The sequence below is a fragment of the Rhodococcus sp. PML026 genome, assembly GCF_000963615.1.
Classification (GTDB): domain Bacteria; phylum Actinomycetota; class Actinomycetes; order Mycobacteriales; family Mycobacteriaceae; genus Rhodococcoides; species Rhodococcoides fascians.
In genome coordinates this window covers 938,154-953,032 of record NZ_KQ031373.1, presented here as the reverse complement: position 1 = coordinate 953,032, position 14,879 = coordinate 938,154, and the positions used below count along the sequence as shown (strand labels likewise).

Sequence of the window (14,879 nt, the reverse complement as noted above, 5' to 3'; positions counted from 1 at the left end):
CCGCCGGATCGGAGTCCGGGTCGACCTTGGTGCACTGGCCTTCGTGGACGAGGGTCTTGTCGGCGAACGCCCCGATCCCCAACGCCGGGGAGAGTTCGGTGCCGTCGGCGAGAGTCATCTTCTGCGAGGCATTGTGGGTGTCGAAGCAGTACCAGGGGGTGCCTTTCTTGCAGGCTCGGCATTCCCCGCACACCGCACGCCAGTTCAACACCACGAAATCACCGACCTCGACATGAGTCACGGCATCGCCGATGGTTTCGACGGTGCCTGCGGCTTCGTGGCCGAGCAGGAACGGGAACTCGTCGTTGATGCCGCCCTCGCGGTAATGCAGATCGGTATGACACACCCCGCACGCGGCGATGGTGACCACGACATCGTTCGGGCCGGGATCGGGAATGGTGATCGTCTCGATCGAGACGGGCTCACCCTTCGCCTTGGCGACGACGGCATGAACGGTTTGTGACACAAGCACTCCTGAGGTCAGGTGATGTACGGAGGACGATTCACTCGCCGAGCCAGAGCCTGCGGCGGCACACCTCGAGCAACGCGGACATCGTGTCGCGGTCGAGGGTCGATTCTGTGTCGGGTTCGCGAAGCACTGCGGCGAGCCTGGTGAAGTATTCGGTCGGGCTGATTCCGAACCCGACCAGAATGTCCTCGGCCGGCCCGCCGCCGTAGGGCATCCACCGGGTCGCGAAGTCGATCATGCGCTTCGTTTCCGGGCAGCCGAGAGTCGACGCGAGGGTTTCGGTGGTCGTCCTCAACGGTGTTCCCTTCGTCGATGAATCCGATGTCCAGGTTGTCGTCCTACCGCGAGAAAAGAACCACGCACAACGGCTAGCAATCACTGGCCGAACGGACATCACACGACGCCGCTCCGAGTACTAGGATGCGCACGTGAGCAGCTCTGCCCCGTCGACCCCCGCCAGGTCCGAACCGACCGACTCGCTCGCCGCGCTTCGGGAGGTCCTGACCGGTCCGCTGGTCGAGATAGCTGCTCGTTTTTCGTGGTGGTCGTCGCAGCGGTATCCGCACTCGGCGATGATCATTTTCACCAGGGAATGCACCGGCCGTCCGAGAAAAGTCGGTGGCGACGAGTCGATGACGAGCCGCGTGACGATCAAGGAGCTCGACGACCTCAAGCAGTCGGTGCAGCAGAGTGGGCGCCGAGCTCTGGACGGCCCGGGGCGCCTGGCCGGTGCACAGCGACGTCTCGCGACGCAACTCGACGACACGACCGACACCCTGCTGGTCCTGGTGCCCAAATCGGCTGCGCCGCAGTTCGACCCGGACTCCGACGTCGGCGTTGCCTTCGGAATCGTAGCCACCTCCATACGCCATCAGGTGGTCCAGGCGAGTCCTGCGTATCTCGCCGAATCCCTGGCGGCCTCGAGCGAGCGTGCTCGGGTGATCTCGGAGATGGTCGACGCCCACGTCGATACCCTCACGTCCGTGCTGTCCACGCTGCGCTCGAAGGACCTCGATGACGCGCGAGCACGCGCAACCGCCAGCGATACCGCGTCGGCGGCACTGATCGAGCTTCGCTCCATCGAAGAAGCCAACCGTGAGCTGGGGCAGGAAGCAGTGACCACCGCCTTCGCCAGGCTGCAAGGGGAGCTCGCCACGGTGTTGGACCAGTCCTCGATCGACGTCGAATATGTCGCTCCCCCAGTCGACGGAAGACCGGTCCCCGGCGAGATCGCACGCGCGGCGCGAGCCGTGGTTCGGACCGTCGTACTCGCCTACGTGGCTCAGCCGGATGTTCGACGGGTACGTATCGCGTGGAATTGCGACGGAACCAACCTGCTGCTCGAAGTCCGCAACGACGGCCTGCACGTCTGCGACACAGAGACTCTGACCCAACAGCTCTCCGGACGCGTGCACACCCTCCGGGGATCGATCTCGTTCGAATCCACCGCTGGGTGGGGATCACGTGTGAGCATCGCGATTCCTCTCGACCCGCCTCCCGCACGAGCCGACGAACAACTTCTCGCCGGCCTCAACCGTCGCGAGAGAGAAGTTCTCGGCTACCTCGCATACGGCAAGCGCAACAAGGACATTGCCGTGAGCCTCAACATCGGCGAGAGCACGGTGAAATTCCACGTCGCAAGCATTCTGAAGAAACTCGAGGTCAAGACCCGCGGTGAAGCGGGTGCCGTGGGCATGAAGGCCGGAATCCGAGCATCGTGACGCGTTCGACCACTCGGGTGAACGACGACCCGTCTCGGCGTGGTCCGACCCAGCGTCGGCGCATCGGCATTCTGCTCTTCGACCAGGTCAAGATGCTCGACTTCGTCGGCCCGGCCGAGGTCTTCCTCGAAGCGAACCAGCGAGTCGACGGCTACGACATCGTCTTCCTCTCGATCGACGGCGGTGACGTGGTGACCTCGATGGGAATGACGGTGTCGGTGAACGCCGCCGTCGCCGACAGCGGCGACTTCGACACCCTCATCGTTCCCGGTAGCGAATCGGCTCCGGCCGTCTTCGAGGACCCGGCGTTGCTCGACGCGGTGGCGCTGCTCGCGCCCCGAGCGCGACGGGTGGCGTCGATCTGCAGTGGGGCGTTCGCGCTGGCGGGATCCGGTCTGCTCGACGGCCGGAGTGCGACCACTCACTGGAAGTTCACGTCGGCTCTGGCGGAACGCTTTCCCGACACGCGTGTCCAACCGGATTCGATCTTCGTTCGCGACGGCGACATCTACACCTCGGCCGGGGTCGCTGCCGGAATCGATCTGGCGTTGGCGTTGGTCGAAAGTGATCACGGTGCCCCGATAGCCAGAACGGTCGCGCAACTACTGCTGGTGTACATGCAGCGCTCCGGCGGCCAGTCTCAGTATTCGGTGTCGCTGAAAGGTCCGCCGCCGCGGACCCAGGTCTCTCGCGCTATCACCGACTACATCCATGCCGACCCGACACGACCCGCGAACCTGAGCGCTCTCGCGGCACACGCCAATGTCAGTGTGCGGCATCTCAATCGCATCGTGCGCGAGGAACTGGGCACGACGCCTCTCGATTACGTGACCGCGATGCGTCTCGATATCGCGGTAGCCGCACTCGAGTCCGGCTATTCCGTGGCCCGGGCCGCTGCCGACGCAGGATTCGGCACGCCCGCTGCTTTTCGGCGTGCGTTCGTCACCAAGTTCGGGGTGACACCGTCGGACTACCAGAGAAAGTTCCGCACGACCGATCCAGCCCAGTGATACTCGGCCCCAACGCTTTCGTTCACCTCGGGAGGATCGAACACCGCCGGTCTAAGGTGGCCCTGGCAGGGTTACCGGACCGGCAACCGCCTGGATCTATGGTCGAATCATGCACAACGTGGAGGCGCTCGAGTCCTGGGCGTATTCGCCTGCGGTACTGCTGGATCGGCATCTGACCGTCGAATCGTCCACGATGCTCGCTCGTGCGGTGTCGCCGAGCTTCGCCGAGGGGGTCAATCTGGCCGTGTTCACATTCGTCGACGCCGGTTCGCTCTGCGGCGATCGAGACGATCCCGCCGCCGACCCGCCTGCCGGGTGGGAATCGTCGGCGGATCAGGTGGTCGCCATGCTTCGTGAGTCGTTGGATCGGCACGAGCCAGACGACTCCTTTCGCCGCATCGTCGGCGAACTGTCCACCCGTAGTTCGGCATTCGCGCAGAAGTGGGCCGGTGAGACCAGCGCGAGAAAAACCGGAACCGTGACGATCGAACATGCCGTCGTCGGTCCGTTGATGCTCGACTACCTTTTGATGCCTGCCGCCGAGGACCACGTACTGATGGTGCTGCGGCCCCGAACAGCACAGTCGAGGGCAGCTCTACGTCAACTGGCCGACGCGGTCCGATCGTCCGAATCGGACCGAGGCACAACGAACTGAGTGTCGCGGCCGGGGACTCCGGCAACCAGATGCCGGATCGCCGATGCCGACCGACTACCGGGATCGGCGAAGTAGGTGGTGATGAATTGCCCACCCTCGCCGACGATCTCCAATGTCTGCGAACGGAATTCGACCAGACCGAACGGCTCCACCGGGACGACGGAGATGCTCGACGACAACGGCCGTACGTCGTGCTTGGCCCACATCCTGCGAAAAGCGCGGCTCTCCACCGACAATCTGCCCACCAACTCCGTCAGTCGCGGGTGACCCGGTGCCGCGTGGAATCGCAGCGCCGACACCATTCGCTGCGCCGTGACGGCCCAGTCCTCCGGCGAGGCGGCACTGTGCTCGTGCGCGAACACATCGAGCATCAGGTTGGTACCCACTTTCAGGCCCGGCGTCATCAGCGCAGCCGGACCGTTGAGCGCAAGCAGATCGTGATGGCGGTCGGTGATGTACGCCGGCGTGTGGACCCACTGCTCCAACACCCGGGCCGACGCCTCGGTCACTCGCGGCGGAAGCGCCTCGACCACGGCCGGGCCGGACTGCGCGCGCGCCACCCGGTGGAAGTACGCCCGCTCGTCCTCGTCCAAACGCAGAGCCCGACTCAGCGCAGCCAGAACCTGCTCGGAGGGTTGATGATTGCGCCCCTGCTCGAGCCTCAGGTAGTAGTCGGCGCTGATATCGGCGAGCCGGGCGATCTCTTCTCGTCGCAGGCCGCGCACTCGGCGGTTGCCGTCGCGCACCAGACCCACCTGCTCGGGTTGCAGCGATTCCCGGCGCACCCGAAGGAAGTCCGCAAGCAACGAGCGTTCGGCCATCGTCAGGACCTCCTGTCGACAACCATCATCTCCTACCCGCCGTCCCGAATCGAGTGCGAATCCGGCCCACTGTCGACCGTTTCAGGACACGGCAGCCCGAGACTTGCGCAGATCGATGGTCAACAGCACGAACGCCACCGCCGCGAGCACCGCAATCACGACGGCGAACACCACTCCCGCCGTCACCAGGCCCCATCCGGTCGCCACGGCTCCGGCCCCGATCACCGGTACCGAGATGGCGATGTACAACACGACGAAGAAGGTCGAGGTGACCTCTGCCCGACGGTGCGGAGGAAGCTCGGCACCGATCGTGGACATGCCGTTGGCGAATGTCATGCCCTGACCGACGCCGCAGAGCAGCGCCGCTACCACCAGAACGGCCAACGAGGTAAGCAGCAGCGACGCGGCCAGGAACACCAGACCGAGCAGCAGCAGCGCGCATCCCCACCGCTGCGCCGACGCGGGATCGGCTGCGCGCAAAGCAATCTGGGCCGTCGCCGACGCAGCGAAGACCGTGAACACCACCACCCCGGTGACGGCGTGATTGTCGACTCCCAACACACCGCCGATGAATCCCGGCGAGACGGCAGTGAACAGACCCAGTACGGCGAAGCCGGCGAAACCTCCGATCGAGGCGCGCACGAAGGTGCCGCGCACCTCCGGTGGAACGGACAGCCGCTGCATGTGCGGGCGTGCTCCGCCGTCCACCCGCACCGTCTCCGGTGCGAGGAACACCGCCACTGCTGCCGCAGCCAGCAGAACCATGTCGACGACGAACGTCAGACGCAACGGTTGCGGTAGATACTCCGCGAGCACTCCGGCCACCAACGGTCCGAGGCCGAGGCCCCCGATGTTCGCTGCGGTAGCGATCGCCGATGCACGGTCACGCCATCGGTCGGGTACCAACTCGATCAACGTCACCGTCGCGGTACCGACGAAGATGCCGGCCGAGATTCCCGACAACACGCGGCCGATCACCAGGGCCGTCAGCGAGCCGGCGGTGACGAACACCACGGCACTGATCAATCCGAATGCTATGGCCGCCAACAGCATCGGGCGTCGTCCCAACGAGTCGGACCAGCGGCCGAACGCCAACAGAGCTGCGAGTACACCGACGGCATACGCCGCGAACACGAGGGTGACGACGAAGACGGAGAAGTGGAACTCGACCTCGTAGAGCGCATAGAGCGGCGTCGGCATGGTGGTGCCCATCATCGCCACCACGAACGCGAAGGCAACTCCGACGAATGCCGTCGCACTCGACACCGACATGCGGGGCGACGACATGCGGGGCGACGACTTTTCGTCCGATCGGGTCACGCTGATCTCCTGTTCTGCAAGGGCCGTCCGTCCTGTGCCGTCGACAAGGAGATCGAACCAGAGCCGGCGAGTACGTGCTCACTCACCGTCCACCGCCCTCGTAACGAAGGAGTGCGTCCCGCAGCGCGGACCGCGTGGTGATCTGCAATTTGGGAAACACTCGGTACAGATGACCGCCGACAGTACGAGCCGAGAGATACAGCTGTTCGCCGATCTCCTTGTTGGTCAGACCGGCGGCAGCAAGAGACGCGATGCGCAATTCCTGCCCGGTCAACCCCGAGCCCGCATCACCCTCACGCGGGCGCGGGCCGGCTCCTGCCGCCCGTAATTCGTCCTCGGCTCGGCGCAGCCACGTGCGTGCACCCAGTTCTGCGAACAAATCTGCGGCGTACCTCAACCGACCGCGGCTTTCGATCACCCGGTGGTGGCGGCGCAGCCACTCGCCGTAGACCAGCGCAACCCGCGGCGCATCGAAATACCATCCTGCGGTGCGTAGTTCATGCAGACTCGCCTCGAAGAGCGCCTCGGCTCCGGCCTCCGCCAGCATCGCTTCGGCTGCAGTCAGCAGTGCACTGTGGCGGGCTCCCCAGAAATCGGGCCGGGTTCGGCGCAGTCGGTCGAGATACGTGCGCGCCTCGTCCGACCGCCGCAGCCGTACACAGGATTCGACGTAGTCCAGTATTTCGAGTGGTCCGTACGGAGTGATCGAACAGTGCTCCGCCGAGAGATCGCGGCGGCGCATCCGCTCGTAGGCGACGTCGAAGCGGCCCAGTGCCACCGATTCGGCTGCAGTACAGCTCTTCTCGCCACCAGCGACAGCTGCCACCGAGGATTTCAGCAGGCCCTCCTGCTCGTCGAAGAGGCCATCCGGCAGTCCCGAGGAGACGGCCTCGACGAACGCAGAGAACTGTCCTCGAGCGGCGAGTGCGGCGAGGTGCCGCAGCCGGGTCAGAGACTCGGCGGCCGGAAACCCAGCTGCGACAGAGTCCACCACGTCCGACAGCCGACAACTGTCGTTAGGATCCCACAGCAAGGTGGGCATCGCCAGCTGCAGCAGTACCGGTTTCCACGGGTCTCCGGTGCGCAGCGAGGCTCGTACCGCGTCCATCAGCGCCGGGCTCTCGAGTGCCCTCACGTGCACTCTCGAACCCGAGACGCCGAGAGACCGCGCGACGAGCACGTTGACCGGATCGAGATGCTGTTCGTATTTGACCGCCCATTGCAGGGCCTGCGCAACCAGTTCGCTGTCACCGCTCAGTGCGCTGTACGCCAGAACCGAACCGATCAACTGATCGACGACGTCAGGGGCGACCGCATCCGGCAATCGATCGAGAGCCTGCACGACGACGCCGAACGCAGCACGGGGGTCGCCTCCCCGGGCCACGACGGCAAAGGCTCGGGCCGGAACGGTCTCGGACAGGGCCGCATCGGGATGTCCAGACCGCATACGGTCCAAGACCGCTACCGCGAGATCGACGAAGCCGGCGAATGCCGCTATGGACGCCGCCCGCACCTCGAGGGCCTGGGCGCGTCCACGATCGGATTCGAGCGCTGCTGCACGGCAGAGCAACGCCACTGCCCGGCGGTAGCGCTGCAGCGACGCCAGGTCGTGCGCCCGCTCGTCGAGTGCAGTGACGAGGTGCGCATCGGGCGCTCGGGCTGCGAGTGCCCGATGCACCAGACGCTCGTCGGGCGTCAGCCGACCGTCGGCAGCGGATTCGAGGTGAACGGCGATGCGCTCCTCGGCGGTCGAGGAGGCAAGAATCCACAGTTGTGCGACAGTGTCGCCATGTGGGTGGACGGCCGCGGAGTCGCTGCCGTGCTCGCTAGAGACGATGTGTCGCACCGCATCGCCGAGAATTTGACGCCTGGACTCCTCGTCGAGCCCGGCGACCTCGAACGCGCCGATGTCGGCGAGCGTATCGGTGAGGTGGGCGCGGTCGAGCATCGCACCGCCGACGGATGGATCCCGGCGCCAGATCGGCGCAGCGCGAGCGAGTTCGGTCGCGACGAGAGGGTTTCCCTGCGACAACTCGATAATCGATTGTCGTTGCGCCGCTGCCGTTTCCGTAGCATTCAACAGATCGCGCACCGCGTCGTCGGGCAGCGGTCGCACACGGTGGAAGGCGAACTCCCGCCACAACGGCGGCGGGACGGTGTCGACGGTCGTGGCGATACACCGGACATGCGGGGTACGTACCGCCGCCTTCACCGCACGAGCGAGTCGGTCACGCGAGCCCGCGGGCAACAGATGCAGGTCGTCGATTACCAGCAGCGTCGGCTTCACATCTACGTCGGCCGCCACCAGATCACCCAGCAGCCCCTCATCGAGCAGCCCCTGATCGAGCGCGGCCGCAGGGGAGTACGCGAGGCACGGCAGATCCACCACCCGGAAACCCAGCGCTGTCGCCTCGTCCGCGATGGTGTTGGCAACCGTGGACTTGCCGATGCCTCGCGCACCCGAGATCACCAGGATCCGCCGGTTCTCCGGCGAAGCGGACAAACACGAGCGGCCCTCACGCAGCACTGCGTCGCGATCCGGTGATGTGGGCATTCGTCCAATATATTTTCACCCGTGTCTGCGCAAGGGTGTTGAATATGGCCCTGGCAGGGACACACTGAACCGGCCGACCACGACTGCGACGGAGGTGACCCGAGCGATGACCGAGAACGCCTCCTCCGGCCCTACCGATCACGGCGTCACCCGCCTTGTCGACTTCGAGCAGCGCGTCGACATCCGAATGTCCATGTCACCGCTGCGTCGGGGCCGCGGCGATCCCACCTACGAGTCCACGCCGGACGGTGCCGTGTGGCGGACGTCGCGCATGATTTCCGGCCCGGTCACGTACCGATTGGTGCAGGCCTCACCGAGCAGCGTCATGGTGCGCGCCTGGGGGCCCGGTGCCGACGAACTGCTCGACGTTGCCCCGGCTCTGCTCGGCCGGGACGACGACGCCTCGAGTTTCGCGCCCGAGCATCCGATTCTGCGCGAGGCACACAGACAACTTCCGCACCTACGCCTCGGCCGGACCGGGCTGGTGCTCGAGGCCCTGATACCGGCGATCATCGAGCAACGCGTACACGGCATTTCGGCGTTCGGCTCGTGGCGGTACCTGGTGAGCAAGTTCGGCGACCCCGCACCGGGCCCGACCCCGAAGACGATGTTCGTGTTTCCCACCGCCGACGTGTGGCGACGCATCCCGTCGTGGGACTACCACCGCGCCAACGTCGACCCGGCTCGGTCGAAGACCATCGTCCGTGCCGCGCGCGCAGCCGGACGGCTGGAGGAGGCGTCGAACATGACGCCCGAGGATGCGCAACGCAGGCTGCGCGCGATCCCGGGTGTCGGCATCTGGACCGCGGCCGAGACCGCGCAGCGCGCCCTGGGGGATCCCGACGCGTTGTCGGTGGGCGACTACCACCTGGCCGCGGTGGTGGGGTGGTCGCTGTTGGGTAGACCGATCGACGACGCGGAGATGGTCGAGTATCTGCAGCCCTTGGCACCGCATCGTCATCGCGCGATTCGGCTCCTGTATCTCAGCGGCAAGGCGACCAAGCCGAAATTCGGGCCACGGACCGCGCTGGTGGACCACACCTGGCACTGATCCCGGCCTACTCGTACAGTCTAGTTGTTCGCCGACCTAAGGAGTAGTTCGTGGTTGCTATCGGTACGTCCGATCTGGACATCTTTCCGCTTGCCCTCGGCGGGAACACCTTCGGCTGGACCAGCGACGAGGACACGTCCTTCGACATCCTGGACGCGTTCACCGCGGGAGGTGGCAATTTCGTCGACACGGCCGATTCGTACTCTGCCTTCGCCGACGGCAACTCCGGCGGCGAATCCGAGACGATCATCGGCAAGTGGATGACGGCCCGTGGCAACCGCGACGACGTCGTTCTCGCGACCAAGGTGAGCCAGCATCCCGAGTTCCGCGGTCTGGCACCGGGCAACATTCGGGCCGCGGCCGACGCCTCCCTGGCCAGGCTGCAGACCGATCACATCGACGTCTACTACGCGCACTACGACGACGACAAGACGCCGTTGGCCGAGTCCCTGGCCGCGTTCGACGACCTGGTCCGGGCAGGCAAAGTTCGCCACGTCGCCATCTCGAACTACTCCCCCGCGCGGGTTCGCGAGTGGCTGGGCCTGGCGAAAGACAACGGTTTCGCGGCACCGATCGCACTGCAACCGCGCAACCGCACTACAACCTCGTTGCCCGTCGCGACTACGAGGGTGAACTGCAAGCCCTCGCCGTCGACAACGGCCTCGGGGTGTTTCCGTATTTCTCCCTCGCCGCCGGCTTCCTGACGGGTAAGTACCGCACCCGGGAGGATCTGGCCGGTACTCAGCGCGAGCGACTGACGACGGGCTATTTCTCCGACGCAGGCCTGGCTGTGGTGCAGGGCCTGCAGGAGATCGCCGACTCCCGCTCGGCCGAGTTGTCGAGTGTGGCTCTCGCCTGGTTGCTCGCTCGACCGGGCATCACCGCACCGATCGCGAGCGCGAGCTCGCTCGCTCAGGTACCGGCTCTGCTCGACGCGCCGACACTGCGTCTGACCAGCCACGAGGTGGACACACTCACCGGACTGTCCGACGCGGTGGCATAGGACACGAAAGTTGTAGTCAGCAACGGGAACAGAATCAACTCCTACGCTGCTGACCTTCGGGTGGCCCCAGCATCGAACACATCCGTAACCAGCGCGCAGGTGACCGACACGCGCGAGAGCAGCACGTCGGCTCCCACAACCGAGCCGACGTCACGCGAGCGCCTCCGGGTGATCCTCGTACTCGGCGCGCTCATCGCCCTCGGTCCACTGACCATCGACATGTACCTGCCGGCACTTCCTGCCATCGCCGAGGATCTGAACACCCCGTCGTCTGCAGTGCAGCTCACGCTCGCGGGTACGTTGGTCGGCCTCGCGCTCGGCCAACTGGTCATCGGGCCGCTGTCGGACATCGTCGGCCGACGACTGCCCCTCATCGTGGGCACCGGAGTGCACATCCTGGCGTCGCTCGCCTGCATCGTTGCTCCCAACATCGCCGTACTCGGCGGCCTGCGTGTGATTCAGGGCCTCGGTGCCGCAGCTGCTGCCGTGGTCGCCATGGCCATCGTCCGAGATCTGTTCAGCGGGCGAGCCGCCGCGACCGTCCTGTCTCGCCTGATGCTCGTCATGGGCGTCGCTCCGGTGCTGGCACCGTCGCTCGGCGGTGCGGTACTTCTCGTCGGTTCCTGGCGGCTCGTGTTCGCCGCGTTGGCGATCATGGGCGTGGCGTTGATGACGCTGGCAATCGTGTCGCTGCGCGAGTCCCTGCCGCCCGAGCGTCGTCGAGCCAGTGGCATCATGCCCGTTCTGTGGACCTACCGATCGCTGCTGCGTGACACACAGTTCGTCGTCCTCGTCATGGTCGCTGCCCTGGCCATGTCGGCGCTCTTCGCGTACGTCGCCGGTTCGTCGTTCGTCCTGCAGGAGGAGTTCGGCCTCGACGAGCAACAATTCGCCATCGTCTTCGCGGCCGGTGCGATCTCTCTGATCGGCGCATCCCAGCTCAACGTCCTGCTGTTGGGACGCTTCGCACCGGTGCAGATCGTCCTGTCGGCGCTGTCCTTCGGCGTCGTCGCCGGCGCGATCATGGTCGTCCTGGCGGTCACCGACGTCGGCGGCATGGCTGGGTTCGTCGTCCCGCTGTGGTTCGTACTCGGGGCCGTCGGGTTCGTCATGCCCAACGCGCCCGCGCTGGCGCTGTCCCGCCACGGTGAAGCGGCAGGCGGCGCAGCTGCACTACTCGGTGCCGCACAGTTCGGACTCGGGGCGATCGTCGCACCGATCGTCGGTGCACTGGGCAACGACGCGATCGCCGTCTCGACGACGATGGTCGCCACCTCGGCGGCAGCGCTGATCGCACTCGGGTCGGTGACCGTCCTGTCCGCACGTCGGTGACCTCACTCGCGTCATCGTGTGGGCCATGGCGGTCACCCCACTAGGGTGACCGCCATGGCCGAACGCGAGCGCGACCCGCAGGGCAAGCCCCTCAACGCCCGGCCGCGCGACGGCCTCGGCCGCCCGCTGGCCCGCGGCGGTACCGGAACACCCCGGGTTCCCGACGATCTCCGTCTTCCACCGGACGCCGCCCTCACCGAAGCGCAGCGATTCCTGGACGCACGTATGCCGTTTCACGCCCACGAGGTACTCGAGGGCACGTGGAAGAGCTGCGTCCCGGACGAACGCGAGCTTTGGCAGGGCCTCGCGCAACTGGCCGTCGGATTGACGCACCTGATGCGAGGAAACCGCGTAGGTGCCGCTTCGTTGCTCCGCCAAGGACACGACCGCCTGATCGGTTACGAGGTCGAGCCCCCGCACCGGATCGACGTGACGGGTCTGCTCGGCTGGTCCGAGGACCTGCTCGAGGACCTGGAGACGGGAACGCTACCGACCTCACCAGGCGTTCCCGCACTGCGCCGGGCGGTGGAATCGGGATCGGACGGGGGCGTCCTGGCACACCGGCCGGACTCGAGCTAGCCTGAGGGAATTAGGTAAGGCTAGGACAATCTTCACCGGAAGTGGGGTTCCTCGGCGTGACCGTGTTCGCACCGCTGAAACTCGCCCATCGCGAGACGATCAGCCCAGCTCAGCTCGGACGTACCTTCTGCACCGAGGTCGCCGAACAGGTTCCCTATTGGGTCGCTGTCCTGACCCCGGCCGAACGTCCGCTGCAGGTCACGCCGTCTCCGCTCCGTGAGCGCACCACGGTCACGCTGCCCGTTCCCACGAACACGCACCGGCTCGACGCTCGGCTGCTCGCCGCGCTCGGATCTGCGGTGTCCACGTGGCAGCGAGACAACCGCCGCGGCTCGTCGTCGGGCGTCCTGGTCGATATCGACGTCGACGACACCGGATTCGTCCATCCCGTCCGGCTCCCCGCCGTTCCGGTCGACGCCCTCACCGAATCCGCCCGCGCCTCGTACCTCGTCGACGACGTCTGCAGACGGCTGGACTCGGCACCTCACGGTGGCCGCGACTACCCGCTGACCCGGAACTACCCGGCGCTGGCCTGCCGCCCGGGAGCGCAGATTCTGTTCCGCCACGATGTATCCGAAGCCGACGCCGGCCATGGCGAGCCCAGCGGCTACGCCATCGACATCGCGATCGGCGAGACGGAATCAGGGCTCGTGTCGGCCCGAATCACCTGGTCCACCGGCATCGAGGGAATGGACGAACTGGTCCGGCTGTGGGCCGCAGCGACCACCGAGCTGACGGCAGCGCCCTCGTAACCGCCGGATTCGCTACAGGCTTTTCAGCAGCCTCACGTCGTCGTCGATTCCCTCTGCCGGGGTTTCGAGGATCACCGGTGCATCGGCGGCGAGCGCGACGGCCGTCAGAATGTCCGCGTCGATCGTTCCGGTGCCCAGGTTCGCGTGCCGGTCGCGGGCAGAGTCGAACTCGTCGCGCGAATTGTTCAGATGCACCAGGTCGATTCGTCCGGTGATCGCCTTGATGCGATCGACCACGTCGATCAGGTCTTCGCCGCCGGCCCACGCATGACAGGTGTCGAGACAGAAACCGGCACCGAACTCCCCGATGGCGTCCCACAACCGCGCGATGTCGTCGAAGCGCCTCGCCATCGCCGAGTCACCGCCGGCAGTGTTCTCGACGAAGATCGGTACGCCGAAACCACCCTGCTCGGCCTGACGCTCGAACAGCTTGCGCCAGTTGTCGATTCCCTTGGCGGTGTCCTCGCCCTCTCGGACGTGACCGCCGTGCACCACCAAACCGATCGCACCGATCTCGGCAGCTGCTGCGGCCTGTTCGACGACCGCTTTGCGGGACGGGATTCGGATGCGATTGTTCAGGCTCGCCACGTTCAGAACATAGGACGAGTGCACCACCACATCGACGTCTCCGGTCAACAGAGCCTCACCTTGGGGGTGCGGGGTGAGCTTGTTCCACTTCTGCGGATCCGTCAGAAACATCTGGACCAGGTCGACGCCGAGCGTCTCGGCCGTGCCCAGAGGGTCGCTGCTGTCGCGGACATGTGCTCCGATGCGCATGACGCCCATCATAGGGGTCGAGTTCAGGGTCTCCCCTGATAGCGACCGGGCCCGAACACTGAAACACTGGCACCCATGAGCGACATTGCCGCACGTGCGGTCGACGTATCGAAGGTCTACGGTTCTGGCGACACCCAGGTGCACGCACTGTCCGGGGTGAACGTCGAGTTCGCCCGCGGAGAATTCACCGCCATCATGGGCCCGTCCGGCTCGGGCAAATCCACACTGATGCATTGCCTGGCCGGGTTGGACACCGCGTCCTCGGGCACGGTCACGATCGGTGACACCGAGCTGACGGCGCTGTCCGACAAGGAGATGACCGGGTTACGAAGGGACCGAATCGGTTTCGTGTTCCAGGCCTTCAATTTGGTGCCCACCCTGACCGCGCTCGAGAACATCACTCTGCCGCTCGACATCGCCGGACGCACCCCGGATCAGGGCTGGCTCGATACCGTCGTCGACCGACTGGGACTGCGCGACCGCCTGGGCCATCGCCCGAGCGAACTCTCGGGTGGGCAGCAACAGCGCGTGGCGTGCGCTCGTGCACTGGCCGGTCGACCCGACATCGTGTTCGGCGACGAGCCGACGGGCAACCTGGACTCTCGTTCGTCCGGTGAGGTGCTGTCGATTCTGCGCACGGCCGCAGACGAATTCGATCAGACCGTCGTCATCGTCACCCACGACCCACGAGCGGCCAGTTACGCCGACCGCGTCGTGTTCCTGGCCGACGGAGCTGTCATCGATCAACTGGCGTCGCCCACCGCCGACGCCGTCCTCGAGCGCATGAAGAAGCTGGAAACGGTCCACTGATGTCGCACTCGGTCGCCAAGAAATC

14 protein-coding genes and 1 pseudogene are annotated in these 14,879 nt (G+C 66.0%); 9 read left to right on the top strand and 6 right to left on the bottom strand.

Annotated features, from left to right (window positions below; all coding sequences use genetic code 11):
• Both VF34_RS15255 and VF34_RS15250 read right to left on the bottom strand, forming a co-directional pair.
• Positions 1–466, bottom strand: a 466-nt coding sequence (locus tag VF34_RS15255; RefSeq protein WP_045841622.1) for an alcohol dehydrogenase catalytic domain-containing protein, incomplete at its 3' end; no start/stop codon positions are given.
• Between the two features lie 37 nt (positions 467–503).
• On the bottom strand, positions 504–764 hold the full coding sequence (locus tag VF34_RS15250) for a DUF3263 domain-containing protein (protein WP_230074136.1): 261 nt from the start codon (positions 762–764) through the stop codon (positions 504–506).
• Between the two features lie 133 nt (positions 765–897).
• On the opposite strand from VF34_RS15250, the gene VF34_RS15245 reads away from it, so the two are divergent.
• The 3 genes from VF34_RS15245 (at position 898) to VF34_RS15235 (ending at position 3,855) form a co-directional block, all read left to right on the top strand.
• A complete protein-coding gene (locus VF34_RS15245) occupies positions 898–2,190 on the top strand; it encodes a helix-turn-helix domain-containing protein (protein WP_045841621.1) in 1,293 nt (430 codons plus the stop codon).
• Positions 2,187–3,200, top strand: coding sequence for a GlxA family transcriptional regulator (locus VF34_RS15240; protein WP_255182268.1), 1,014 nt, complete (start codon positions 2,187–2,189; stop codon positions 3,198–3,200). Before VF34_RS15245 ends, VF34_RS15240 begins: the two co-directional genes overlap by 4 nt.
• A 109-nt stretch (positions 3,201–3,309) precedes the next feature.
• Positions 3,310–3,855: an MmyB family transcriptional regulator gene (locus VF34_RS15235; protein WP_045841620.1), complete on the top strand. Its 546-nt coding sequence runs from the start codon at positions 3,310–3,312 to the stop codon at positions 3,853–3,855.
• Here the strand turns inward: VF34_RS15235 and VF34_RS15230 are convergent.
• From VF34_RS15230 to VF34_RS15220, 3 genes are all read right to left on the bottom strand, one after another.
• Positions 3,801–4,676 (bottom strand): helix-turn-helix transcriptional regulator, encoded by an 876-nt coding sequence (locus VF34_RS15230; RefSeq protein WP_045841619.1) that lies wholly within the window; start codon positions 4,674–4,676, stop codon positions 3,801–3,803. The two genes, VF34_RS15235 and VF34_RS15230, sit on opposite strands and share 55 nt — an antisense overlap.
• Positions 4,677–4,757: 81 nt before the next feature.
• Positions 4,758–5,996 carry an MFS transporter gene (locus VF34_RS25715; RefSeq protein WP_269431376.1) on the bottom strand — a complete coding sequence of 413 codons (1,239 nt, stop codon included), beginning with the start codon at positions 5,994–5,996 and terminating at the stop codon, positions 4,758–4,760.
• Between the two features lie 82 nt (positions 5,997–6,078).
• Entirely contained in the window at positions 6,079–8,550 is a 2,472-nt protein-coding gene (locus tag VF34_RS15220) for a LuxR C-terminal-related transcriptional regulator (protein WP_082079202.1), read from the bottom strand.
• A gap of 106 nt (positions 8,551–8,656) precedes the next feature.
• Between VF34_RS15220 and VF34_RS15215 the strand changes: the two genes are divergently transcribed.
• The 5 genes and pseudogenes from VF34_RS15215 to VF34_RS24380 all read left to right on the top strand — a co-directional run bounded on the left by VF34_RS15215 (position 8,657) and on the right by VF34_RS24380 (position 13,267).
• The gene (locus VF34_RS15215) at positions 8,657–9,601 is read left to right on the top strand and encodes a DNA-3-methyladenine glycosylase family protein (protein WP_045841617.1); all 945 of its coding nucleotides are present in this window, start codon (positions 8,657–8,659) and stop codon (positions 9,599–9,601) included.
• A gap of 50 nt (positions 9,602–9,651) precedes the next feature.
• A pseudogene (locus tag VF34_RS15210) lies at positions 9,652–10,604 on the top strand (aldo/keto reductase).
• Between the two features lie 99 nt (positions 10,605–10,703).
• Positions 10,704–11,936, top strand: a complete 1,233-nt coding sequence (locus tag VF34_RS15205; protein ID WP_082079201.1) for a multidrug effflux MFS transporter — start codon at positions 10,704–10,706, stop codon at positions 11,934–11,936.
• Positions 11,937–11,990: 54 nt separating this feature from the next.
• Positions 11,991–12,515: a DUF309 domain-containing protein gene (locus VF34_RS15200; protein WP_045841731.1), complete on the top strand. Its 525-nt coding sequence runs from the start codon at positions 11,991–11,993 to the stop codon at positions 12,513–12,515.
• A gap of 56 nt (positions 12,516–12,571) precedes the next feature.
• A complete protein-coding gene (locus tag VF34_RS24380) occupies positions 12,572–13,267 on the top strand; it encodes a condensation domain-containing protein (protein WP_155288737.1) in 696 nt (231 codons plus the stop codon).
• A gap of 12 nt (positions 13,268–13,279) precedes the next feature.
• On the opposite strand, the gene VF34_RS15190 is transcribed toward VF34_RS24380, so the two are convergent.
• Positions 13,280–14,044, bottom strand: coding sequence for a deoxyribonuclease IV (locus VF34_RS15190; RefSeq protein WP_027495204.1), 765 nt, complete (start codon positions 14,042–14,044; stop codon positions 13,280–13,282).
• A gap of 75 nt (positions 14,045–14,119) precedes the next feature.
• On the opposite strand from VF34_RS15190, the gene VF34_RS15185 reads away from it, so the two are divergent.
• Positions 14,120–14,854 carry an ABC transporter ATP-binding protein gene (locus VF34_RS15185; RefSeq protein WP_032367760.1) on the top strand — a complete coding sequence of 245 codons (735 nt, stop codon included), beginning with the start codon at positions 14,120–14,122 and terminating at the stop codon, positions 14,852–14,854.
• Positions 14,855–14,879 lie beyond the last annotated feature (25 nt).

Coding starts and splice junctions, on each gene's coding strand:
- VF34_RS15235 (WP_045841620.1), top strand. CDS start 3,310: ATGCACAACGTGGAGGCGCTCGAGTCCTGGGCGTATTCGCCTGCGGTA.
- VF34_RS15230 (WP_045841619.1), bottom strand. CDS start 4,676: ATGGCCGAACGCTCGTTGCTTGCGGACTTCCTTCGGGTGCGCCGGGAA.
- VF34_RS15220 (WP_082079202.1), bottom strand. CDS start 8,550: ATGCCCACATCACCGGATCGCGACGCAGTGCTGCGTGAGGGCCGCTCG.
- VF34_RS15215 (WP_045841617.1), top strand. CDS start 8,657: ATGACCGAGAACGCCTCCTCCGGCCCTACCGATCACGGCGTCACCCGC.
- VF34_RS15200 (WP_045841731.1), top strand. CDS start 11,991: ATGGCCGAACGCGAGCGCGACCCGCAGGGCAAGCCCCTCAACGCCCGG.
- VF34_RS15190 (WP_027495204.1), bottom strand. CDS start 14,044: ATGCGCATCGGAGCACATGTCCGCGACAGCAGCGACCCTCTGGGCACG.
- VF34_RS15185 (WP_032367760.1), top strand. CDS start 14,120: ATGAGCGACATTGCCGCACGTGCGGTCGACGTATCGAAGGTCTACGGT.